We start from the raw sequence: 22,776 nt of genomic DNA on the forward strand, positions 1-22,776 counted from the left end.
ACACTGACTTTAATACTATAGAAAAATACATTGTTTAGCGATAAGTTTTGATAATTATTTATTAAGTTATGGTAAAATGGTAACGAAGTATTCTGTGGCTAGGGAGAAAACATCGATGAGTTTGCTGAAATATATTATCTTTTCATTGGTAGAATACTTATCTTCGTTCGTATTCATTTTAATTCAATTCAGGTTTACGCTAAAAGAAAATATATCCCAAATCCTATTGATTTCATTATTGCTTTCCTTTGTTTCGTATTCATTCATGAGCGCTGATTTGAGTGCATTCTTCCCGCTCATTCAACTTATTATCGTGCTTTTATACATACAGATGGCGATGAAAGTGAGTATTTTCAATGCTCTCATCATGTTCTTCACCGGTTATATCGTACTTGGGGTTGCACAAACTTGTATCATTGCTTTAGCCATGCATCTACAATTCATTGAAGGCGAATTGAAGGCGGGCACGGATAGTGGATATGTTCTTCAATTTATTTCCAGCTGCATGATGTTATTATTTAGTTTTCTAACTTATAAGTTGAAAGGCGGATTCAGTTTCATAGAATCACGCAGCCGATTTTCGAAGAAAACGTTCACAGGTAAAAATATGGTATTCATCAGCTTCATCATTTTAGCTTTTGTCATAACGATCGTTTCGAGTATCGTAATTCTGGAATATGAAAACCCGCCTTATCTGCTGATCGCGTCGATCCTACTTGTCATACTGGTTCTTCTGTTCTATTTATCGTTGAGAAGGGATGAGGCCGTTGATTGAAGCGCTATCCCGCCGTATGGCCATAAAGCTGAAGGAAGTCAATCCCGAAGAGACCGCAAGCGTAGAAGTGATGAGCTATGCGCTCCAAGGGATCTTACATAATGCAATTACTTTTATTACCGCGTTTTTGGCCGGAATATTGTTCGGTCATTTCGTGGACACGCTAATAGCCGTAGTTTGTTTTATGGGATTACGTTTTGTATCCGGGGGTTTTCATTTCAAGAGCGCACTTGCGTGTTTCCTATTCTCGGCGACGATCTTTATCGGAATACCGTTTCTGGATTTGAACGATCACGTACTTATGATCATTAATGGCGCCAGTCTCGTGCTGGCGGCACTTTTCGCTCCTTCGAATATCAAAGAGCATATTCGTGTCTCAGAGCGGTATTTTCCGGTTTTTAAGCTACTCAGTGTTTTATTAGTGACGATTAACTTCATCTACTTGATGCCAGTCGTCACTCTTGCTTTTTTCGCACAAGCAGCTTCACTCATTCCATTTAAAAAGGAGGTGAAAAGCTTATGAAGAATCAAGTAACGAAAAAAGCGGTCGTAATCGTATCGAGGATGCTGGCCGTTGTTGCAGTTGCTTTCGTAAGTACGGCATCGATGTGGGTACTTCATCGTCCTAACACACCTGCCGAGCTGAAGTCGAAAAAGTAAGGGGGGATCCTGCATGTCAGAGTACATCCGATTGTTGGATCGCGACGGCAACCCTTGCTTAGTGAAAGTCGAGGAATTAATCGCGATCAAACCGACGGCTGACGGTCCCGAGTTTCATACGAAGGACAACCTGTATTACTATCCCACCACGCTTGAAGAGCTTCTCGTTATTTTGAAGGAACAAGGATTCGAGCGATTGGATCGCACGAATCTGGTGAACTTGAACCACATCAAGGCTTTTGACAAGAAGGCACGCAAGGTGTACTTCGACTCGCCTCACAGCAAAGATAGCAAGTTCGCGACCGTTTCCGAAGCGAATATCAGTAAGGTGGAGCATCTAGCCAACGAGGAACAGTCTGCGTATCGGGCATTTCCTAAACCGTCCATGCTTTGGAACAAGTAAAAACGAGCAGCCGGCCGAGAGGCATGGCTGCTTTGTTGTTTGCATAACTATAGATAATAACTATTAATAAAATAGGTTTTATATATTTATACAATAAACGCAGGCGTGATATAACAGGAGTAACAACAATTGAGCTGTAGGAGCGTGAACGGCGATGGTGAAGAAGGAACAGAAGGTCCATTGGGAAGCGGATAAATACGATGGATCTATGAGGTTCGTATCTGCGTTCGGAAGCAACATGTTGGAGATGTTAAACCCGCAACCGGGTGAGGTAATCGTTGACTTCGGCTGCGGTACGGGGGATTTGGCGGCTCGGATCGCGGAGTGCGGAGCAACGGTAACCGGAGTCGATATTTCCCCGGTAATGGTCGAAAGAGCTCGAACGAAATATCCGCACATTACGTTCGAATGCGCGGACGCAATTGGCTGGCTTGCGACTCGCCAATATGACGCGGTGTTCAGTAATGCCGCGCTTCACTGGATGCAGGATGCGGAGGCGGCGGTTAAGACGATGGCGAACTGTTTGCGCGTTGGCGGAAGGTTAGTTGCCGAATTTGGCGGCTATGGGAATGTCGGCAGCATCGTTAAGGCAGTAAGGGAGACGCTAGAGGCGAAGGGGCGAACGGATGCGTTCGTTATGCCTTGGTATTTTCCGAAGGTAGGGCAATATGCGGCGTTGTTGGAAAGGGAAGGGTTCGAAGTTCTTATGGCGATCTTGTTCGATCGGCCGACGCCGCTCGAGGACGGCGAGCAAGGAATGATGGGCTGGCTGCGCATGTTCGGAACGGCCATGGTGCCAAATGCAACGGATGCGGAAATGGACAATTGGTTTGCCGAAGCTTGCCAGCGGATGAAGGATGAGTGCTACATGGACGGTCAATGGACGGCTGACTATCGGAGAATCCGCATCCAAGCGATTAAACACAGCTGAAACGGGGTGCAAGGCAATAATGGATATAACTTCGTCCTTATCCTGCATTGACGGCTGATGGGATGTCGGCGAGAATGAAGGGAATCAACCAGACGAAGGACCGTGCAACGAGATGAAACTTATGAAAAGCTGGTACGCCATACTCCTATTAGCCTTACCTTCCTTGTTCGCGTTCGCGACGCAGACCGTTACCGGATCCGTGAATCTTATATTGGTAGGCGACTTAGGGTATCTGGTTATCGCGATCGTCGGTGTATCGAACATTATTATGTACAACATGTTTGCGATCTTCTCCGGCATCGGCCACTCCGTTAACTACTTAGTCGCTCAAAACTATGGAGCCGGCGAAATGCGCAAAGGGATGCAACGAACGTATTTGGCGCTGCTCGTAAGCGTTGCTGTCGGTCTTTTTATTACTTTGGCAGGATGGCTGGCTAGCGGTGCGGTGTTGGAGTTAACCGGAGCGACGCCGAATCTAGTCTCGACCGGCGGCGAGTATTTGGAGCTTCGCTTCTACGCCATGGCGTTCGGCATTATAAGCTTCGTGTTCCATGGCTTCTTCCGCGGCGTAGGGGATACGAGGACGTCGATGATCGTTTCGATTATCGCGAACGTGCTCATGGTGGTGTTAACTTACGGATTAACATACGGGCACTGGGGATTGCCCGACATGGGCATCGTCGGCGCAGGTTATGCGTTGCTGATCGGAGAAGCGGTTCAACTTGCTATCTGCCTCATCGTCTTCTGGGGACCGATGCATGGCAAATTCCAGACGCGGAGCTTCCCTCGCCCGGATTGGAAGGAGCTTCGCCTAATCTCGCAAGAAAGCGGCAAGTTGGGATTGCAAGAATTTTCCATGAGTGTATCGATGTATATTTTCACGATATTCGTGCTAACGCTCGGCGAAGTCGCGACGGCCGCGAACGAGATAGCGCTCAATGTCATGTCGTTCGGGTTCATGCCGGCGTTCGCGTTCGGTTCGACTGCAACGATCTTGATCGGCCAGCAGCTCGGCCAGCGAAATCCGAAGCTTGCCAAAATAATGGGTACGCATTCGGCCATTCTCGGTACGATCTTCCTGATCGGCCTCGGAACGGCGGAATTGATCTGGGCGGAGCCGATTGCGCGGCTGTATAGCAACGATCCCGAAGTGTATAGGCTTGCGGCTGATCTAATCCGGGCTTCAGCCTACTTGCAAATTTTCGATGGGGTATACATTTTCTACGCTGGCGGATTACGGGGGATCGGGGACACGACTTTCCTCATGCGCGCTTCGATCGTGCTTAGCTTGTTCCTGTTCGTGCCCGTCACGTATTTGTTCGTCAGCGTGTTCGACTGGGGCAGCATGGGCGCTTGGTACGCGCTATACTCTTACCTTGTCGTCCTCGGCCTTGCGGTTATGATCCGCTACTACCGCACCGACTTCACCACCGTGCAGTTGAAGGAAGCGCACGGGTAAATAATAGCTCCACAAAAACGGGTGAGCCACTGGCTCACCCGTTTACGATTTCGCCGCCGTTAACGTGAAGAACTTGACCGGCCATGTAGGAGGAATCCTCGCTAGCCAAATACACGTAAGCCGGGGCAAGCTCTGATGGTTGGCCGGCTCTCATCATCGGCGTATCCGCGCCGAATTTGGCGACCTTCTGGGCGTCGAACGTCGACGGGATCAGCGGCGTCCAGATCGGTCCAGGCGCAACGGCGTTGACGCGAATGCCTTGTCCGATGACGTTAAGCGCGAGCGAACGGGTGAAGGCGACTTGCGCGCCTTTGGTCGACGAGTAGTCGAGCAAGGTCGGACTACCTTTGTAAGCCGTAATCGAAGTCGTGTTGATAATCGTCGCGCCTGCGGTTAAGTGTGGCAATGCGGCCGACGTGAGATAGAACATGCCGAACACGTTCGTACGGAACGTCCGCTCTAGCTGCTGCGGGGTGATCATCTCCAGCTTGTCCTGCGGATGCTGCTCGGCTGCGTTGTTTACGACGACGTCCAGCCGTCCGTAGTGCTTGATAGTTTGGTCGACCGCATATTTGCAGAAAGTCGGGTCCCCTACGTCGCCAGGCAGGAGCAAAATTTGCCCTCCGACGGCTTCGACTTGTTTTTGCGTCTCCTGCGCGTCGACTTCTTCGTTTAAGTAGATGATGGCTACTTTCGCGCCTTCTTTGGCATATAGGATGGAGACGGCGCGTCCGATGCCGCTGTCTCCGCCGCTAATGATCGCTACTTTGCCTTGCAGCTTGCCGGCCGGGAAATAAAGCGGCGATTGCGATTCGGGCAGCGGATTCATATCCTTCTCGTGGCCGGGTTGCCTGTTCTGATGCTGCGGCGGAAACGAAGTCGGCCGCTGCGGTTGTTGGTTCGATGTCGGGGTCAAAGGGGGCACGCTCCTTTCGTGATGAGGGTAGGGTTTACGAATTTGGCAAAAATTAGTCATCGGCATCGGGGGCTCCTTCCGGCAAACGCAAGCAAGGGCAAAGCACGGGGGAAACCCGATACTTTGCCCCAATTCGTTGTCCGTTCGATAACTCATGCATTCTTACGCGAAGTTTTCTTCCCGTCGCAGCTGAACAGCACTTTTTTGTCCTCGACGACCGTCTCCAGATGGACTTGTTTTCCCCACAGGTTTACGAGATAAGGCAACGTGCGCTCCACGTATTTCAGATCGAGCTCAATTCCCTCGAACCGGTGGACGATATATAACTCTCCGTTGCGTTGGTAGTCGCCGTCCGTAACTTCCAAGTACGGGAAGCCGCCGTTCACGCGGGAGAACGCGAGCTGGTCGCGAATATTTTCCCACGACTTATCGGTAATTTGCCACTCGGGTCCCTTCTTCTCGAAAATATAAAGATCGAGATCCTCGACAAGCTTCTTGGTGAGGTAATTACGCAAGAACGAGATGTCCGAATCGAGCTCGCGCACCTCGAATATTTTCTCCTGACCGAACCGGCGCTCGATGTCTTCGAAAATTTTGAGTCCGAGATAGTACGGGTTCAGCGAATGGCGCGACGGTTGAACGACGGCGGAGTTCAGCTTGGCGTATTCGATCGTCTCTTCGCTCGTCAGCGGCAGCTCGCGCATGATTTTCTGGTGCCAGTAGGAAGCCCAGCCTTCGTTCATGATCTTCGTCTCGATTTGCGGCCAGAAGTAGAGCATTTCCTCGCGCAAAATGCTCATGATGTCGCGTTGCCAGTCTTCCAGCTGCGGCGAAAATTCTTGGATGAACCAGACGATATCTTTCTCCGGCTGCAGCGGGAATTTGCGCGCATCGGCGGCATCGTCCGCGCGCTTGGCTTGGCGCATCGCTTGACGCGCGTCGGAGGAGTCCTCCAGCTCCCACAAATCCGCGTATCTCGGATCCATGCTGCGGGGCAATTGATCTTCTTTATTCCGCCGAATCTGAAGATCCATATATTTTTTCTTATCCAGCCCGTAAGGCTTGTGGATGCTCGCATCCACGTGCTCCTGCACCGCCATGACCGCGTCGAGGAACCGTTCGACTTCCGCCGCGCCGTGCTCGATCTCGTATCCGTTAATCCGCTCGGCGGCGGCTGACATGCTCTCGACCATGTTGCGGTTGGAGATGGAGAAGCGGGCGTTGTTCTTGAAAAAGTCGCAGTGCGCGAGCACGTGGGCGACGATCAGCTTGTTTTGCACGAGCGAGTTGCCGTCGAGGAGGAAGGCGTAGCAAGGGTTGGAGTTAATGACGAGCTCGTAAATTTTGCTGAGGCCGAGGTCGTATTGCATTTTCATCTTATTGAACGTTTTTCCGAAGCTCCAGTGCGAAAATCGGGTGGGCATCCCGTATGCGCCGAACGTATAGATGATGTCCGATGGGCAAATTTCGTAGCGCATGGGGTAGAAGTCAAGCTTGAAGCCTTCAGCAATCTCGGTGATCGCCGATATCGCTTCTTCCAATTCGAGTCGTTCCTGTTCAAGCGGCATGCTAGGTCAAGCCCCCTGTCGATCGCGATAGATTTCACCACTCTATGTATATGTGGAAACCGGCGGGAGCGTGACAGGGAAAGTTCTAACGGCGAGAGAAGATCGGACCAAAGGATCATTTTCGATAGCAATGGAAGGGAAATGTTGGAATATGTCGAAAACATATAGGATTGCCTAATAAAGGAGTTCTCATCATGAGCAGAAAATCCACTCGCATTAAGTTGTACGTGTTGCTGGCGCTATCCGTACTTGCGACGTCATTGTTGCGGGGCGGCTACGAGACCGCACAAGCCGCCGCGAGCCCGGGCGTGCGCACGGAAGTCGAGTTCGACTTCTCGCTAAGCTCCGACAAGAAAAGCTGGATTCCCCAAGTAACGGTATACAAGGGGGATTTCTCTACGGGGATAACGACGACCGAGCATGATGCGTATCTCGAGAAAGCCATTCCGTATAAGAACGATTCGAGCCCTCGTTGCTCTAGAGATAGAACGGCGCTCGTTAAAGGTCAGGACGGCTATGTCGCCTATTGGGTCAGCTGTTATTCGAATAAGGTAGGCAAGACGGAGTCCGAGACTTACTTCTTGTATTCGTTCGACCTCGCAACGAAGAAATGGGGAGTCGTAGCGGAAACGCCAGGTTTGGAAATTACGCTCTTCCCTAGTTTCGGCGCGTATGCGACTAATCCGCCTTACGATTCCGATTCGTACGACATAGAAGATCTGAACGTGAAAACCTATGACCTGAAGACGAAGAAGCTGCTGCTTAAGACTCGCGACGTTCCGCGCGCAGACGGCGAATCGCTGCGATATATCGTCTACCAAGCCGAGAAAAAGCCGTCCAGAAATGTAACGGAGTTAGATTTCAAGCTTGATAAACAAGGCCGTAAAACCAATCTCGGCAACTTCAAGGGCTTAAATTATTCAGAGCCGATAAACAAAAAGATCGGAAGCCTGACGTATACGAACTACGACGACAAGAAGAAAAAAGAGGCGTTTTTCGGCTTTTACAAAGGTAAAACGTTCACGCCTCTCGATGATCCGGGCTACGACAGTAAAGTGGAATTTTCGCCGAACGACAAATATTTGTTCATTACGGAGTATCCGAGCAACCGCAATAAGTATGCGCACACGGTCGATTACAAGACGAAGATCGTAGACCCCAAGACGGGTAAAATCCTGCACGTGCTGCCGATGTTCAACAACGTCAATTATTATTTCCTGCTCGATTGGAACTACGGGGACGAGATCGTTCGCGTCAACTTTTTCTATAAGAACGGCAGTACGATATCCGGTTACGTGCAATTGGCGAGTGGCATCTATACTCAGGCGCCGGATACGAGACAGGAGAATGAGCTGACCCATCATTTTTACGCTTACAGCGGCTCTTACGAAGGACTGTTGTCGCCGCTCACGCCGGGAGCGCTTATGATCGACGGACAACCTGTCGTCTATCATGGACAAGGGGCGTTCGTCGCGGAGAACGGCAAATGGTACGTCGGGGTACAGGACTTCGCGGATCGAATCGGCGGAACGGTGATGGTAGGCGCGAAGGATTTGACGCTTAAAGCGGGCGAGCAAAGCGTCAAGATAGCGCTTGAGAATTCAGTCGCGGCGTTCGGTAAACGGTACGCGTCCGTGACTGAATTGGCGAAAGGGCTCGGTTATGCAACTGTGCTTTACAGCGGCGGGGAAATGGGGCCGAGAACGATATCGATCTATTCGGCTAACTTCACGGAGGAGCAGTTTCTGGCGCAGCATCCGGAAGCGAAGGTTATGGAGGATGAAGCAGGATATCTCAAAATGAACGGTGTCGTTCCCGAGTTCGTCGCCGAAGACGCATCGGAATATCACACTTACGCGAACGGCGGACTCATTGATTTCATTACGTTCAAACAAGGGAAACTGCATAGCATCGAAACGGAGAAAAGCTTGTACGCGATAGAGAAGGGAATCTCCTATTACGATCCGCAGAAGAAAGTATTGAAAGCTTACGGTACGGGGAAAAAATCTACCGTTAAATACCGATGGAACTACACTGCCGATATGTATGTTTATCCCTACAAAGGTTATCAGAACATACAAATGATCATGCACGGCAACTATATCGGCGAATTCGTCATCTTGGACGAAGCTCCGTCCCCGTCATCTATGGAGCCAGTCCATACTTAACTGATCGGTCAGCCACAGGACGCAAAATGCGTTCCACAACAGCAATAGCGGTACTCCGAGCACGAAGCCGAGATGCTTCGTCTTGTGCCGAAAGGCGTACATGCCGATCCATGCGCCAAGAGCGCCTCCGGCGAAAGCGATGAACATAAGCGTATTTTCGGGGGTGCGTCGCGTATGTCGGCGCGCCTTTTGTTTGTCGCTGCGCATGGCCGAGAAGCCGATAAGGCTAAGGATGATGAAATAAGCGATAAGCAAAACCGTTTGGAGTTCCATGTCTCAATCTCCCGTCTCTGTGCGGTAAAAGCAGGTTTCATTATATCACTAATCGTCTCGCGAATTGCTCGGGGATGGAGTAAAATAGGTTGTTGCTGATACAATAACGACAATAACGATAGCTAAATTCAAACGACGCGGAGGGCAACATGTTGAACATGGATAATATTTATCTCATTACGGACGTGCCTGGTTATACGCCTCAAATAGGCCGTTTGTTATCGATGATGAACTATGCAAGGCATACGACATTAGCAGCTGCGAAAGATTTATCCGTTGATCAATTGGACTTTTTGATGGATTCCGAGAGCAATTCGATCGGCGCGCTGTTGCTGCATTTTGCAGGGGTAGAGTACGCCTATCAAGTGGAAACGTTCGAAAAAAGAGAATTGAACGACGAAGAGATGGCGATCTGGGGAGCTGCACTCAATCTCGGCGCAGAAGGACGGGACAAGATTAAGGGCAACGATCTGGCTTATTACGTTGAGAAGCTCAACGAAGTCAGAAATCGCACCTATGAATTATTCAAAACCGTCGACGACGACTGGTTGTACCAACAAGAAGCGTTCTGGTATCAAAAGCAAGCCAACCATTATTTCATGTGGTTCCATGTATTCGAAGATGAGATCAACCATAGAGGACAGATTCGTCTGATAAGGAAAAGATATAAGGGTTAACGGAAATTAAAGCCACTCCTAACGATGGAGTGGCTTTAACTTTGTTGCTTGATTTATTTTCCAATCGCCGCTATTATATACCTAGATAATCTATGCATAGGTTAACGATGCATGGATCAAGCACTGTGGCAAAGGTCGTGAGGGATTGGCAATCAATAAGGAACTGTTAAAAGGAAGCACGGTCATTATGATTTTAACGATGCTGAGCGAACAGGAAATGTACGGCTACGAAATTATCAAGGAGATGGAACGTAAATCCAACGGCGTCTTCATATTCAAAGAAGGGACGTTATATCCGATTCTTCACGGATTAGAGACGGAAGATTGGGTAACGTCCTATTGGCAAACCCATGATTCGCGCAAACGAAAATATTATCGCATCACGAAGTCGGGACAAGCTCTATTACAAGAGAAAGTAAAGGAATGGAACTTGTTTCGGAATGCGGTTGACGGCGTTCTCGGGGAGGGTCATGCATGAGTAAAGACAATGGAAACCGCTCTGATTTCTCTCAGTTTCTTGATTCCGTTTGCGGTCATGTGCGAGCCAAACAGCTTCATCCCGAGATCAAGGACGAGCTAACCGGTCACCTCGAAGAGCTCGTCGAGGAATACATAGCCGAAGGCAAAACGGAACAAGAAGCGATAGATGCCGCGATCTCTCGCATGGGCGAACCCCATCTTATCGGACGTGAGCTGGATCGCACTCATCGGCCGCGCACGGATTGGGTTATGTTGCTGCTGATTTTACTATTCACTGGCATTGGCTTGCTAGCTATCTACAACGTTCAAACTTACGCTAGCGGAAGCTTGGGTAACAGTCAGTTATTAGAGCGCAAAATCGTCTTTACGGTTATAGGCATAGCCATGATGTGCGCGCTATGGGCGATCGACTATCAGCGAATCAAGAAGTACTCGGAGTACTTCTTCGTAGCCGGGTTGCTATTGATGGCCTGGGTTTCGCAGTTCGCTTGGCAAGTAAACGGCCAACGAACTTGGCTTGTAGTCGGATCATTCAGTTTCTATGTCCCGACCGTCGCTATATTCGCGATGATCGTGGGAATGGCCGGCATTAAGCCGTTAAAGGACCGGAATTGGAAAGAGAGCCTGCTCTTGATCGCTTATCGCGGCATTGTGCCGATCTATCTGCTTATGGAAATGAAAACGGCAACGATGGCTGCCATCTATACGGTAATCTTTGTCGTATATTTGTGCTTAACGAGTCGCTTCTGGTGGCAGGCGGCTGCCTTTGCTGCCGGTTGCGTTCTGTTCGCAGGTTTTATGGCAATCAATAGTCCCTATGGATTCGTAACCCGGCGCGCGCTAAATTTTCTGAATCATTGGGACGATCCTCGGGGATCGGGTTACGTGATTAATCTGTCGTTGGACATTTTGCGTTCGGCAGGTTGGTGGGGAAAAGGCGGTCTTCCTAAAATTATCGTTCCCTTCCCCCAAAGCGAAGGATTGCTTCCGAATTTCATTTACGCTTTCGGTTGGGCGGGGGGCGTCATCGTTATTATGTTGATCGTAGGTTTTATCGGCAAAATAGTGATAACGTCCATACACCTCAAGGACGCATACGGCAAACTGCTGGTCGCCGTGCTAGGCAGTTGGTTTATCATCCAATTCATTTGGACTGTCGCGATGATCTTCGGGTATGCTCCATTCGTCGGAATTTCGCTTCCGTTCATTAGCTATGGAGGCACGGAACAACTCATCCAATTCGCCGCTATCGGTCTGATGCTAGGCGTATATCGTCGCAGAAATAGGATTGCCGCCTCTCGCGATCAATCGGAAGAGATTTTAGCGAATTAATGTTAAAGGCAAATAGTAACGCAAATGGCTCCTGTGATGATTGAGTAATGTTAAATAACATAAAACCCTCGATACTTGTGCCTCCAAGCGCCGACATGGCGCTTTTTTTGTGCTTTTCACAAAATTGCGTTAATTAAGTTGACGTATATTTACCATCAAATATATAGTTCTAAGCAGAACCAGAGAAAATCAAGGATGGAGAGGGGAAATACGCATGCTCAAAAAAGGTTGGTTGATCGTTCTCTCGTTAATGATGGTGGTCGTCGTCGCTTGCTCCACTAATAACAACGAGGGGTCATCGCCTAGCGCCAGTCCGAGCGCGAGCTCGCCGGCGCCAAGCGAACCTGGCGCGAGTCCGTCCGAGTCGGCAACGACGCCCGCGGCGAGCGATAAGCCGCTGCCGAAGGTCGCGTTCGTGTACATCGGCGTACCGGGAGACGGTGGTTGGACGTTCCAGCACGACCTTGGCCGCAAGATGCTCGAAGAGGAACTAGGCATCAAAGCAACGGTCGTAGACAGCGTGCCGGAAGGGCCGGACGCCGAGCGCGTATTCGAGGATCTCGCGAAAGACAACGACATCATTATCGGCACGAGCTTCGGCTACATGGATTCGATGGTAGCGGTAGCGGCGCGTCATCCGGACAAAATTTTCCTCCATAATACGGGTTACAAAACAGCCGATAATCTCGGCACGTACATGGGACGCGAATATCAGAGCGGTTACCTCACGGGCATCACGGCCGGCAAAATGACGAAAAACAATAAAATCGGCTACGTAGCGGCGTTCCCGATTCCGGAAGTCGTCTACACGATCAACGCCTTCACGCTCGGGGCGCAAAGCGTCAATCCGGACGTCGAGGTGTCGGTCGTCTGGAGCAATACGTGGTATGATCCGGCCGTCGAACGACAAGCGGCGGTAAGCTTGCTCGATACCGGGGTCGACGTGCTAGCCGCTTATCAAGATTCCCCGGCGAGCATTCAAGCGGCTGCAGAACGCAACGTATGGGGGATCGGCAACGACTCCGACATGGGACATTTCGCGCCGGATACCTACCTAACGAACCCGGTCTGGAACTGGGGACCGTATTACGTCGACGTCGTGAAACAAGTAATGGATGGCACATGGAAGACCGGATCGTATTGGGGCGCGATGAGCACGGGCATTACCGACATCGCTCCGTTCGGCAAAAACGTGCCGAAAGACGTGCAGGATCTAGTCGAAGCGACGAGGAAAGAGCTCAAGGCTGACAATTTCGAAGTGTTCAAAGGACCGATCGTCGACGCGGACGGCAAAGTCCGAGCGGAAGAAGGCAAAACGCTGACGGACGAAGAGGTGCTCGCGATGAACTGGTTCGTCAAAGGCGTTAAAGGCACGATCCCGCAATAAAACGGAGGTGATGGAGCATGACGACGGAATTGTCCGAGGCTGTCGCATCGGAGTGGTATCCGGTACTTTTATCGAAACAGCTTAGCGACAAGCCGGTATCCGTAACTTTGCTCGGGCAATCGCTCGTGGTGTTCCGGACTTCGGCGGGCGTTCATGCTTTCAATGATTTATGCATCCATCGCGGAGTACCTTTATCGCTTGGCCGCGTAGTAGACGATAGACTCGTATGCGCGTATCACGGGTGGTGCTACGACGGGGCGGGGAAATGCGTGAGCATTCCTTCGCTCCCGGCGGAGCGGGCGATTCCGGACAAGGCGAGGGCGACAACCTATTCCTGCATCGAGGAGTCCTGCATCGTCTGGGTATGCCCGGGGACGCCGGCGCTCCCTTATCCTTCTTTCTTTCCTTATAGGAATGCGGAAGATAAAACGGTGCTGATGGGACCCTACGAGCTAGCCGCGGCCGGACCGAGAATCGTGGAAAATTTCCTCGACGTCTCCCACCTGATGTTCGTGCACGAGGGCTTGCTTGGCGACAGCCGATATTCGGAAATTCAAGATTACCGGGTGAACGAGCTTGACGGGGTACTACGTTCGGACGAAATCGTCGTCTATCAGCCGGATGCGGACGGTCGGGGAACGAGCATGCACAGCCATTACGTATATGAGGTGTACGGTCCGTTCACGGCAGCGATAATCAAGCGAAATCCGGACAACGGCGAAAGGTTTCATCTGTTCCTCATGGTTCAGCCGATGTCCGAACAGTTGAGCCGGGCGTTTATGCTGAAAGCGCGCAACTATGACAAGGAAGCATCGGACGACGCGTTCGTTGCATTCCAGGATACGTTGATCGAGCAAGACCGGCTGATGGTCGAAAATCAAAAGCCCGAGCTGCTGCCGCTCGACCTGCAGGCGGAGTTGCATCTCGTGTGCGATCGGCTTAGCATCGCGTACCGGCAGCGGTTGAGGCACTGGGGTGTGAATTTCGGCACGGCGTAAATAATAAAGACGAAAGTCCCGCAAAATCGCGGGGCTTTTTGCTTTGAAGAAGGAAGTTAAAGGCAGGGTTGCACTCATCCCCCGCGCGTGATACAACAGAGAATACAATGAATCCGAAAGGGAGTGGACGGTCAGGTGGCGGAACACAATGCGCCTCGGTTAGAGGAGGAGCAAAGGCTGCGCGATACGCTTGAACAGGTAAGCCGCAGGCTGCGCAAAGAGATGGCGCTGCTCGGAGATCGGCGCGACGACGTCGTCGGCATTCGCCAGGAGTTCTGGGACGACGTTCGGATGAGCTTCACCGACTCTACGGAGGTAGAAGAAACTTGGCGCAGCATCATGCAACAGGCGGAGCTGCTCGCGGAGCGGGAGCGTAGCCATCGCGTCGCGTCGGAAGCGGTCGAACGGCTGACGAAACAGTTCGACTCTCCTTATTTCGCAAGAATCGACTTCAAGGAACGGGGCGGCCCGGACGAAGTCATTTACATAGGAAGAGCTTCGCTTGTCGGGGAAGACGGGGATACGTTCTGGGTATACGATTGGCGGGCACCGATCTCGAGCTTGTTTTACGATCACGAGCCGGGTCCGGCCTCGTACGCGATTCCGGACGGCGTCATGACGGGAGAGCTCCTGCTGAAGCGGCAATTCGTCATACGCGCGGGACAGATGAAGCATATGTTCGATACGTCGGAGACGGTCGGGGACGAAATCCTGCAGACGGTGCTGTCGGAAGGCTCGGACACGTCGATGAAGAGCATCGTCGCGACGATCCAGAAGGAACAGAACCGGATCATCCGCGACGAGAAACACCGGCTGTTGGTCGTGCAAGGGGCGGCCGGCAGCGGCAAAACGTCCGCTGCGCTCCAGAGGATCGCCTATTTGCTGTACCGGTATCGCGAGACATTGAAACCGGATCAAATTATCCTGTTCTCGCCGAACCCGGTGTTCAAAGGGTACGTGTCCCGCGTGTTGCCCGACCTCGGGGAAGCGAACATGCGCCAGATGACGTTCCGCGAATTGATCGAAGCCAGACTCGGACGCCGGTTCGAGGTGGAGGACTTGTTCGCGCAGACGGAAGCGTTGGCAGGGGCCGCATCGACCGCCGATGGCACCGCAAGGGAGCGGGCGGTGCAGTACAAAGGCTCGGAGCATTACTTTACGACCGTGGAAAATTACTTGAAACGGCTGGAGCAGGAAGGCGTCCGCTTCCGCCCGCTGAGATTCCGCAACATGACGATCGCTTCGGCGGAGGAGATGGCGGAGCACTTCTACGGCATTCGCTCGTCCGAAGGGTTCGGTATCCGAGCCGCGGGGTTGCGCAAATGGTTGAACGAGAAGCTGAAAGCTTGGATCGACTCGCAACTGGACGAGAAATGGGTCGAGGAAGCGGCGGAGCTGGCGGACATCGAGGACGTTCAGCGGGCGTTCGTCGACGTAAGGCGTAGCGGCGGCTTCCACGACGAAACGTTCGACGACGAGGACCAGATGAGCGCAAGAATCCGCAAGCGCGTGGCCGAAGACGCGATCGCGCCTTTGATCAAGGCCGTTCGGGGCTATCGCTTCATGGATCCGGTCGCGACTTATCAGGAGTTGTTCTACAGTCGAACGTTGTTCACCGCTTGCGCGCCGGACGGAAGATTGCCACCCGGTTGGGATTGGATGGCGCTGCGAGCGGAGGAGACGCTTGGCCGGAAGACGATCGACCACGAGGACGCGACGCCGCTTATGTACTTAGCCGAAGCGCTCGAAGGTTTCCGCCGCGTCGAGGGCGATATTTCGCACGTGTTCGTGGACGAAGCGCAAGATTACTCGCCGTTCCAGGCGGCGTACCTGCGCAGGCGTTATCCCCGCGCGCGGATGACCGTGCTTGGCGATTTCAATCAAGCGATTTATTTGCAATCGCAGCAAAACGGCGGGTTCGGCGGATGGACGAGGCTGATGGCGCCGGAAAATACGGCCGTGTGGAAGCTGACGACGAGCTACCGCTCTACTCGCGAAATCGTTGAATATACGAAGGGCATCCTGTCGCCGGAAGACGCGGCGAGCATTACGCCGTTCGACCGCTCGGGCGAAGCGCCGACGGTGACGGCATGCAGGGATGGCGCCCAGATCGGGGAAAGGATCGCGTCGGCCATCTTGGAATTGACGGCAAGCGGATACGGCACGATCGGCGTCATAGCGAAGACGTCGCAAGTTAGCGGAGACGCTTACGCGCTGCTGAAGGAGCGGCTGTCGGACGAAGTGCCGCTGACGCTAGTGACGGGCGTATCGGCCGAGCTACCGAAGGGCGTATCCGTCATTCCTTCGTACTTGGCCAAAGGAATAGAGTTCGACGCGGTGCTCGTCTGGGATGCAGGCGCCGAGCCCTACGGCAGGGAGCAAGATCGCAAGCTGCTTTATACCGTGTGCACGAGAGCGCTGCACGTGCTGCGCGTGTATTATACTGGGGAGCCTTCGCCGTGGCTGCCGACGCCGACCAAATAGCTGAGCTGGAGGGCCTATGAGTCTTAATTTGAATTTTGAAGGCGCCTTGCAAGCGCTACGAACCTACTTCGGCTACGATGCTTTTCGCGAAGGGCAACGCAAGCTGATCGAGGCGTTGCTGCAAGGCCGGGACGTGCTAGGCATTATGCCGACCGGCGCGGGAAAGTCGATCTGCTATCAAATTCCGGCGGTGCTGCTGCCGGGCGTGACGCTCGTCGTCTCCCCGCTCATCTCGCTTATGAAAGACCAAGTGGACGCGCTTAACGAGACGGGTATACCGGCTGCTTACATTAATAGCTCTCTGTCGCTCGCCGAGACGAACGAACGCATGCGGCAAGTGGCGGCGGGTCGTTTCAAGCTGCTCTACGTCGCGCCGGAACGGCTCGAATCGGAGCATTTTCGCGCGCTCGTGCGCCAGCTTGAAATTCCGCTTATTGCGGTAGACGAGGCGCATTGCGTCTCGCAATGGGGGCATGATTTCCGTCCCAGTTATATGACGATCGTACGCTTATTGAGAGATATCGAGTCGCGTCCGATCATGGCTGCGTTCACCGCGACCGCGACCGACGTCGTGAAGGACGATATCGTGGATCGGCTGAAATTGAGCGAGCCCGTCAGGGTGACGACCGGCTATGCGCGGGATAACCTGACGTTATCGGTCGTTCGCGGGGCGGATAAAAGGCAGTATATTAGCCATTTTCTGCGCGAGAGGGCTGGGCAAGCGGGCATTATTTATGCTTCGACGAGACGCGAGGTAGACGGGACACATGCATGGCTGAACGGTCTCGGCATCTCGGCGGGCAAGTATCATGCGGGATTGCCCGAAGAAGACCGGGCGCGGACGCAAGACGCGTTCCAGCGGGACGACGTGCAGGTGATCGTGGCGACGAACGCGTTCGGGATGGGCATCGATAAGTCCAACGTGCGGTTCGTCATCCATCACAATATGCCTAAGAACCTGGAAGCCTACTATCAAGAAGCTGGACGTGCGGGACGGGACGGAGAGCCGGGCGATTGCGTGCTGCTGTTCTCGCCGCAGGACGTCGTTACGCAAAAGTTTTTCATCGAGCAGAGCGAGGCCGACGAGGAGCGCAAGCGCAACGACTACCGGTTGTTGAACGAGATGGTGCAGTACGCGCACACCGGCGAATGCTTGCAGCTTACGATCGTGCGCTACTTCGGCGAAGAGAACGGAGAGCCTTGCGGCCGGTGCGCCAACTGTACGGACGATCGGGAGATGGTCGACGCGACGGACGAGGCGAAGCTCGTCTTCGGATGCATCCATAAGCTGAGCCAGCGATTCGGCGTGACGATGGTCGCCAAGGTGCTGCGCGGGGCGAAGGACGCGAAGCTGCAGCAATTCGGATTCGACCGTTTGGCGTATTACGGCAAAATGAGCGGGCAGACGGAAAAAGCGATCGTGCAGCTGATCCAATCGCTGATCGGCGACGGTTACTTGCGGCTGACGGATAGCCAATACCCGGTCGTGCAATTCACCGAGCGCGTGCGCGATGTCATCGAGCAAGGCGAGCGCGTCTATCGCCGCGTGGAGCGGGAGCTGCCGCCCGAGCTGGCTCGCGGCGGAAGCAGCGGCAGATCGCGGGGCTCGCGTTCCAGCGGCGGCGGAAGCGCGCGCGGATATTCGGAAGATCCGGCGCTGTTCGACGCGCTGCGGCAGCTCCGCAAGCGGATCGCGGACGGCGAGCGGCTGCCTCCGTTCGTTATTTTCCACGATGCGGTGCTGCAGGAGATGTGCCGCGTGAAGCCGCGCACGGAGAGCGAGATGCGCGGCGTCAAAGGGATCGGCGAGGCTAAACTTGCCAAGTACGGGCAAGCGTTCCTGGAAGTGATTCGGGCGCATATTTAATAGCACGGCTCGCATTCGAGAAGATGCGGGCCGTTTTGTTATGGGCAGTTCGGTAACGATTTGGTAAAGGCGGAATACATTCGCAAACGCAAGCTGACGTTGGCGGCTCAGGAGCTTGCGAGCTCTTCGTCCAAGGTGCTCGATATCGCGCATAAGTATGGCTACGACTCTCCGGAGTCGTTCGCGAAAGCGTTCCGCAAGCTGCACGGCATCGCGCCGTCGGATGCCCGCAAAACCGGAGTTAGCTTGAAAGCATTCCCCCGCATAACGTTCCGCATTTCTCTTAAAGGGGATAAGGATATGGATTACAGAATCGTCGAGAAGGATGCGTTTAATGTTATCGGTAAAGCGATTGAAACGACTTCCGTGGACGGAGAGAATTCTCGGGACATTCCGCGGTTTTGGCAGGAGAGCAATCAGAACGGCACGGTCGGCAATCTGATTTCGCTAGTCGGCGGAGCGGATGCCGTGCTCGGGATCTGCATGGACATGGCGATGGAAAAAGGCACGTTCACGTACTTGATCATCGTCGAAAATAAGATCCCGGCGACGGGCTACGAACATGCCGGCGGACCGGAGATGGAGTCGTATCCGGAAGGCGACGTGAACGCCGACGATTATCGGTGCGAGGTTTGGGTTCCTATTGTTAAGATGTGAGCGCAGATTTATATGATGCAACTATATGAACAACGTGTTTCCGTCAGGAAATGCGTTGTTTTTTTGTTCATAGATACAAATTTACTTGAAGTCTATCCATTCGACGATATTCTACAAATTCAAACAAATTACACCTCTATCCAAATATTAAAATACTGGTAGAATATCCATTGGCATATTTCCAAAATACCATTGTTTAGGAGGAATAGTAGCGAATGAGGAAGTTGAAGCGAGTTTTGCACGTAAGTCTTTGCTTTGTGCTGCTTGTTACTGGGATTATCGTTAACGACTTCGATAATACAGCCAGCGCAGCCACGGTTAAAATCACACAGACGAGTTTTCCTGAAAGCGGTTCATCGGCTAGTCGCACGCAGACGATCACGCTGCCCAATTTGAAGTCCATAACTAGTGTTACGGTGGAGCCTTCGAACGCATCGTTCAACTACACCGTAAGCGGCGATCAAGTAACGATCACCGCGGGCGGCGGAAGCCCAACGAGATCGAGCTATAACAGTTATAAGTATTCTAAATACGTAACTACCGATGTACTGGCCGCGACGGATAGTTTTTACAATCCGATTACTTATTCCGACGGTACTGGTTATGTCGGGACGCTATACAAGAACGGAGCGCCTGTATACAGCAATCCGTATCGGGCGCCAAGCTCGAAGACGGTATCGACCTCAATGTCCCAGAGCGGCTCTTGTCCTTCATCAAGCAGCATATCGTATAGCTCGGGGTATTACACTGGGACGTTGAGCGCGACAGGTTGCTACGTATCGACTCCTTCCTCCACGCAAAGTCAAACGTTCACCGGCTCTTATACGAATACATGCACTTCGACCTATGTAAAAGGGGTTTACCAAAATAACGAAACCTGTTCGGGATCGGCCCCCAGTTCTCTATCTATTAACTCGAATGGCTATGTCGGATCTATTCCCCGAACAGGTACGACTTTAGTTTCCGATAATGGTCCATGTTCAGGATGTACCTATACCAGGACAAGGGTCTGGCGAGCGGATTACTCCGGAACGTTATCGAAGACGATTCCGGCTGTTTACACGCAAGGGTACTCCGGTACAGTTACCGATCCGGGCACGGGCTACGTAAAACAAAATTATACCGGTTATATCTATAGCGGCGGTTATGATTACTACTATTCCTATACGGTAAAAATCAACTATTTGGAAAACGGTTCTCCTCAATTCGATCTGACGTTGCCTAAAGCTGATACGGTCGTTTCCAATCAAACGGGGTACAATTCGTTATTCATCAAGGGAACCATTAATAAACCTGATACCGGCGATACGGTAACCGTCAAGTATAGTATCGATAATTTAGCTGCCGTAACCTTGCAAACTTTGACGACTACGGGATCTACACAATCGTTCGGTCCTTTCGCGTTGAACGTGAACACGGGCTGGACCGAAGGCAGCCATACGTTGTCCGTTTGGTCGGAGGATCAGTTAGGGGCTAAATCGAATGCGATAATCCAAACGTTCTTTTACGATAAAACGGCACCTACCGCTCCAGTAGGATTGAAATCTCCTCGACAATCGATTACTTCCGTGGATCTTGCATGGGATCCTTCCGTTTCCGCGGATACGGTAGATTATCAAGTGTACAAGAATGGCGTATTGCTAGGCAACTCCAATGGGATTACCTCCTATCCGATCATTGGGTTAATCGAAAATACTTCGTATTCGTTTACAGTTAAAGCGGTCGACCGCGGAGGCAATGTTTCATCGGAAAGTAATCCCATAATTGTCTTGACGATGCCATGGGACGGCACCCCTGATACGCAGGCGCCAAGCGCCCCGACATATCTCTCTTCCATGGAAATAACGGATAAATCCGTACGTCTGCAATGGTCGCCGTCAACCGACAATTTTGGCGTCATGCAATACGAAATTTATAATGCCACTACGTCCGAATTAATGGGAACGGCTACGCAAACTACCGCAGAATTGAAAAATTTAGCGCCCGCGAATACGTATCGCGTTAAGGTGAGAGCTAAAGACGCGGCAGGCAACGCATCGGCCTTTAGTTCGGATTTAGTGTTCGTCACGCAACCATCGACCGGCCCGACACTCATTAATGCCGATCCGGCGACCGGAAGTTTGCAAGTACCGCTTGATCCGACAATTCAGTTGAATTACAGCAAAGCAATACTGTCAGGCCTTGGAATTAACACGATCACGTTATCGAGCGACGGTACGAACGTGCCTGTTCAAGCGCTCGTAGATGGTACAAAGCTTAGAATTATCCCTGCTCAATTGCTTATTCCGGGTACGCTTTACACTTTGACGGTTCCTGCAAATGCGATTACCGATCTGGACGGGATACCTGCGACCGCTGCCTATTCTTCTTCTTTCCAAACGGAGGCTAGCGGCCAACCTGATAATCTTGTGCGGAACAACAGTTTCGAAACTCCAGGAACAACTCTCGGAATCGGAGATCAATGGAACAGCGTCACAAACAGTGTGTATGGCTGGACAAGCGTAGTCGACGCGACTTACGGCGCGAGAGCGAATCTGTCTACGGCAGTTCCTCAGCTCGAACTTCAAGCGCAACAACTTACTTTGGTTGCCGTAGAGCCATCGGAATTCGCTGAAGTTACGCAACAAATCGCTATCGGAAGCGATACGCCTTATCAATTCGGGGCATGGGTCCAGTTAGCCGAAACAACGGGAACCAAAGCAACCGTTTTCGTCGAGTGGTTAGACGAAGGTAATCAAGTGCTAGGCGCATTTTCGAAGGATGTGACCGAAGCCGGGGCGGATTACATCCACGTTACGTCAACGGGCGTTACTCCAATCCATACGACATCGGCGCTCATACATTTACGATTATCGGCGTATCAAGCCAACGGCAAAGGTGAAGTGAGATTCGATAACGTAATGTTGAAGCTCCCGGACAATGTAAAACCGATCGTAACGTTGAGTTCCCCTCTGGGTACATCTTCAGCGCCTACGATTGTATCGCAAGCAACGCCGACCATTCAATGGAATCAGCTCGATACGGATATCGGAACAGTGTTCGTCAAAAATCAGGTGCAAGTATGGAATTCGGCGATGACCTCTTTGATCTATGACTCAGGTGCCGTAACCTACACGGGTATCGGGAACCAAGGTTCCCATACCGTCAGCAGTTCGTTAAAGAGAAATCAGGATTATCAGGTTCGGGTAAGAGTATTCGACGGAATTAATTGGTCAGATTGGTCAGCGCCGGGTTGGCTTCGCGTTCAGGATGTTCAAGAACCGAATAATACCCTCGCGCAGGCTACGACTGCCCAAGTGTTCACGGTGTATACCGGCACGATCGAAACTGCATCGGACGTCGATTATTACAAATTCACGCCGCAGTATACCGGGTTATATCACCTCACTGTCAAAGTGCCGACAGGGGTTAATTACGATGCGGTTATATTGAATTCTTCACAAATTTCAGTCGCTTCGGGCAGCAAGCCAGCCGGAACGGCGGAGGAGCTTACCTTCAGGGTAACTGCCGGTGAAACCTACTATATCAAGCTATCAGGCGTAAACGGCGATAACAGCCCTAAAGCTTATTCTCTCGGAATCAGCCGAGTCGTCTATAACTACCAGTACAATAACGCAGGTCGACTTCTTATGATGAACGTCCAAAAGGGCCTGCATCTGTTCATGGCAGAGTATAAGTACGACGCTAACGGGAACTTAACTGACACGGACTATCGTACGATTGAAGTCGACGAATAACGGA

Annotated in this window: 19 protein-coding genes; 16 read left to right on the forward strand and 3 right to left on the reverse strand. The window is 52.0% G+C overall.

Going from position 1 to position 22,776, the window contains the following annotated elements; genetic code table 11:
• The first annotated feature begins 115 nt into the window (after positions 1-115).
• The 6 genes from ACFPQ4_RS11970 (at position 116) to ACFPQ4_RS11995 (ending at position 4,228) form a co-directional block, all read left to right on the forward strand.
• A complete protein-coding gene (locus ACFPQ4_RS11970) occupies positions 116-775 on the forward strand; it encodes a hypothetical protein (protein ID WP_378112081.1) in 660 nt (219 codons plus the stop codon).
• Entirely contained in the window at positions 768-1,298 is a 531-nt protein-coding gene (locus ACFPQ4_RS11975) for an accessory gene regulator ArgB-like protein (protein ID WP_378112082.1), read from the forward strand. Before ACFPQ4_RS11970 ends, ACFPQ4_RS11975 begins: the two co-directional genes overlap by 8 nt.
• Positions 1,295-1,435 (forward strand): cyclic lactone autoinducer peptide, encoded by a 141-nt coding sequence (locus ACFPQ4_RS11980; protein WP_378112083.1) that lies wholly within the window; start codon positions 1,295-1,297, stop codon positions 1,433-1,435. Before ACFPQ4_RS11975 ends, ACFPQ4_RS11980 begins: the two co-directional genes overlap by 4 nt.
• Positions 1,436-1,448: 13 nt before the next feature.
• Positions 1,449-1,838, forward strand: a complete 390-nt coding sequence (locus tag ACFPQ4_RS11985; protein ID WP_378112084.1) for a LytTR family DNA-binding domain-containing protein — start codon at positions 1,449-1,451, stop codon at positions 1,836-1,838.
• 154 nt (positions 1,839-1,992) lie between these two features.
• On the forward strand, positions 1,993-2,769 hold the full coding sequence (locus ACFPQ4_RS11990) for a class I SAM-dependent methyltransferase (RefSeq protein WP_378112085.1): 777 nt from the start codon (positions 1,993-1,995) through the stop codon (positions 2,767-2,769).
• 112 nt (positions 2,770-2,881) lie between these two features.
• Positions 2,882-4,228: an MATE family efflux transporter gene (locus ACFPQ4_RS11995; protein WP_378112086.1), complete on the forward strand. Its 1,347-nt coding sequence runs from the start codon at positions 2,882-2,884 to the stop codon at positions 4,226-4,228.
• A 34-nt stretch (positions 4,229-4,262) separates the two neighbouring features.
• Here the strand turns inward: ACFPQ4_RS11995 and ACFPQ4_RS12000 are convergent, their stop codons facing one another.
• Both ACFPQ4_RS12000 and ACFPQ4_RS12005 read right to left on the reverse strand, forming a co-directional pair.
• On the reverse strand, positions 4,263-5,144 hold the full coding sequence (locus ACFPQ4_RS12000; protein WP_378112087.1) for an SDR family oxidoreductase: 882 nt from the start codon (positions 5,142-5,144) through the stop codon (positions 4,263-4,265).
• Between the two features lie 152 nt (positions 5,145-5,296).
• Positions 5,297-6,712 carry a SpoVR family protein gene (locus ACFPQ4_RS12005; protein WP_378112088.1) on the reverse strand — a complete coding sequence of 472 codons (1,416 nt, stop codon included), beginning with the start codon at positions 6,710-6,712 and terminating at the stop codon, positions 5,297-5,299.
• 194 nt (positions 6,713-6,906) lie between these two features.
• Here ACFPQ4_RS12005 and ACFPQ4_RS12010 point away from each other — a divergent pair, with 194 nt between their 5' ends.
• On the forward strand, positions 6,907-8,880 hold the full coding sequence (locus ACFPQ4_RS12010; protein WP_378112089.1) for a hypothetical protein: 1,974 nt from the start codon (positions 6,907-6,909) through the stop codon (positions 8,878-8,880).
• Here ACFPQ4_RS12010 and ACFPQ4_RS12015 read toward each other — a convergent pair.
• Entirely contained in the window at positions 8,854-9,153 is a 300-nt protein-coding gene (locus tag ACFPQ4_RS12015; protein WP_378112090.1) for a DUF1294 domain-containing protein, read from the reverse strand. The two genes, ACFPQ4_RS12010 and ACFPQ4_RS12015, sit on opposite strands and share 27 nt — an antisense overlap.
• 149 nt (positions 9,154-9,302) lie before the next feature.
• On the opposite strand from ACFPQ4_RS12015, the gene ACFPQ4_RS12020 reads away from it, so the two are divergent.
• The 9 genes from ACFPQ4_RS12020 to ACFPQ4_RS12060 all read left to right on the forward strand — a co-directional run bounded on the left by ACFPQ4_RS12020 (position 9,303) and on the right by ACFPQ4_RS12060 (position 22,772).
• On the forward strand, positions 9,303-9,830 hold the full coding sequence (locus ACFPQ4_RS12020) for a DinB family protein (RefSeq protein ID WP_378112091.1): 528 nt from the start codon (positions 9,303-9,305) through the stop codon (positions 9,828-9,830).
• A 145-nt stretch (positions 9,831-9,975) separates the two neighbouring features.
• Complete coding sequence (locus tag ACFPQ4_RS12025) at positions 9,976-10,308, forward strand: PadR family transcriptional regulator (protein ID WP_378112092.1); 333 nt, start codon at positions 9,976-9,978, stop codon at positions 10,306-10,308.
• The gene (locus ACFPQ4_RS12030; RefSeq protein WP_378112093.1) at positions 10,305-11,642 is read left to right on the forward strand and encodes an FtsW/RodA/SpoVE family cell cycle protein; all 1,338 of its coding nucleotides are present in this window, start codon (positions 10,305-10,307) and stop codon (positions 11,640-11,642) included. Before ACFPQ4_RS12025 ends, ACFPQ4_RS12030 begins: the two co-directional genes overlap by 4 nt.
• A 214-nt stretch (positions 11,643-11,856) precedes the next feature.
• On the forward strand, positions 11,857-13,029 hold the full coding sequence (locus ACFPQ4_RS12035; protein WP_378112094.1) for a BMP family ABC transporter substrate-binding protein: 1,173 nt from the start codon (positions 11,857-11,859) through the stop codon (positions 13,027-13,029).
• 17 nt (positions 13,030-13,046) lie between these two features.
• Positions 13,047-14,027 (forward strand): aromatic ring-hydroxylating dioxygenase subunit alpha, encoded by a 981-nt coding sequence (locus ACFPQ4_RS12040; RefSeq protein ID WP_378112095.1) that lies wholly within the window; start codon positions 13,047-13,049, stop codon positions 14,025-14,027.
• A gap of 135 nt (positions 14,028-14,162) precedes the next feature.
• On the forward strand, positions 14,163-16,511 hold the full coding sequence (gene helD / locus ACFPQ4_RS12045; protein ID WP_378112096.1) for an RNA polymerase recycling motor HelD: 2,349 nt from the start codon (positions 14,163-14,165) through the stop codon (positions 16,509-16,511).
• Positions 16,512-16,527: 16 nt separating this feature from the next.
• Positions 16,528-18,378, forward strand: coding sequence for a DNA helicase RecQ (gene recQ, locus ACFPQ4_RS12050; protein ID WP_378112097.1), 1,851 nt, complete (start codon positions 16,528-16,530; stop codon positions 18,376-18,378).
• Between the two features lie 60 nt (positions 18,379-18,438).
• Positions 18,439-19,035, forward strand: coding sequence for an AraC family transcriptional regulator (locus ACFPQ4_RS12055; RefSeq protein WP_378112098.1), 597 nt, complete (start codon positions 18,439-18,441; stop codon positions 19,033-19,035).
• Between the two features lie 215 nt (positions 19,036-19,250).
• Entirely contained in the window at positions 19,251-22,772 is a 3,522-nt protein-coding gene (locus ACFPQ4_RS12060) for a fibronectin type III domain-containing protein (protein ID WP_378112099.1), read from the forward strand.
• The last annotated feature ends 4 nt before the right edge of the window (positions 22,773-22,776 follow it).

The sequence above is a fragment of the Cohnella yongneupensis genome (assembly GCF_042655785.1).
In the GTDB taxonomy this organism is placed as follows: Bacteria; Bacillota; Bacilli; order Paenibacillales; family Paenibacillaceae; genus Cohnella; species Cohnella yongneupensis.

Excerpts from the sequence above, each read along its gene's own strand:
- ACFPQ4_RS11970 (WP_378112081.1), top strand. The coding sequence starts at position 116 with ATGAGTTTGCTGAAATATATTATCTTTTCATTGGTAGAATACTTATCT.
- ACFPQ4_RS11985 (WP_378112084.1), top strand. The coding sequence starts at position 1,449 with ATGTCAGAGTACATCCGATTGTTGGATCGCGACGGCAACCCTTGCTTA.
- ACFPQ4_RS12035 (WP_378112094.1), top strand. The coding sequence starts at position 11,857 with ATGCTCAAAAAAGGTTGGTTGATCGTTCTCTCGTTAATGATGGTGGTC.
- ACFPQ4_RS12010 (WP_378112089.1), top strand. The coding sequence starts at position 6,907 with ATGAGCAGAAAATCCACTCGCATTAAGTTGTACGTGTTGCTGGCGCTA.
- ACFPQ4_RS12030 (WP_378112093.1), top strand. The coding sequence starts at position 10,305 with ATGAGTAAAGACAATGGAAACCGCTCTGATTTCTCTCAGTTTCTTGAT.
- ACFPQ4_RS12020 (WP_378112091.1), top strand. The coding sequence starts at position 9,303 with ATGTTGAACATGGATAATATTTATCTCATTACGGACGTGCCTGGTTAT.
- ACFPQ4_RS11980 (WP_378112083.1), top strand. The coding sequence starts at position 1,295 with ATGAAGAATCAAGTAACGAAAAAAGCGGTCGTAATCGTATCGAGGATG.
- ACFPQ4_RS11995 (WP_378112086.1), top strand. The coding sequence starts at position 2,882 with ATGAAACTTATGAAAAGCTGGTACGCCATACTCCTATTAGCCTTACCT.
- ACFPQ4_RS12015 (WP_378112090.1), bottom strand. The coding sequence starts at position 9,153 with ATGGAACTCCAAACGGTTTTGCTTATCGCTTATTTCATCATCCTTAGC.
- ACFPQ4_RS12005 (WP_378112088.1), bottom strand. The coding sequence starts at position 6,712 with ATGCCGCTTGAACAGGAACGACTCGAATTGGAAGAAGCGATATCGGCG.
- ACFPQ4_RS12040 (WP_378112095.1), top strand. The coding sequence starts at position 13,047 with ATGACGACGGAATTGTCCGAGGCTGTCGCATCGGAGTGGTATCCGGTA.
- ACFPQ4_RS11990 (WP_378112085.1), top strand. The coding sequence starts at position 1,993 with ATGGTGAAGAAGGAACAGAAGGTCCATTGGGAAGCGGATAAATACGAT.
- recQ (WP_378112097.1), top strand. The coding sequence starts at position 16,528 with ATGAGTCTTAATTTGAATTTTGAAGGCGCCTTGCAAGCGCTACGAACC.
- ACFPQ4_RS12060 (WP_378112099.1), top strand. The coding sequence starts at position 19,251 with ATGAGGAAGTTGAAGCGAGTTTTGCACGTAAGTCTTTGCTTTGTGCTG.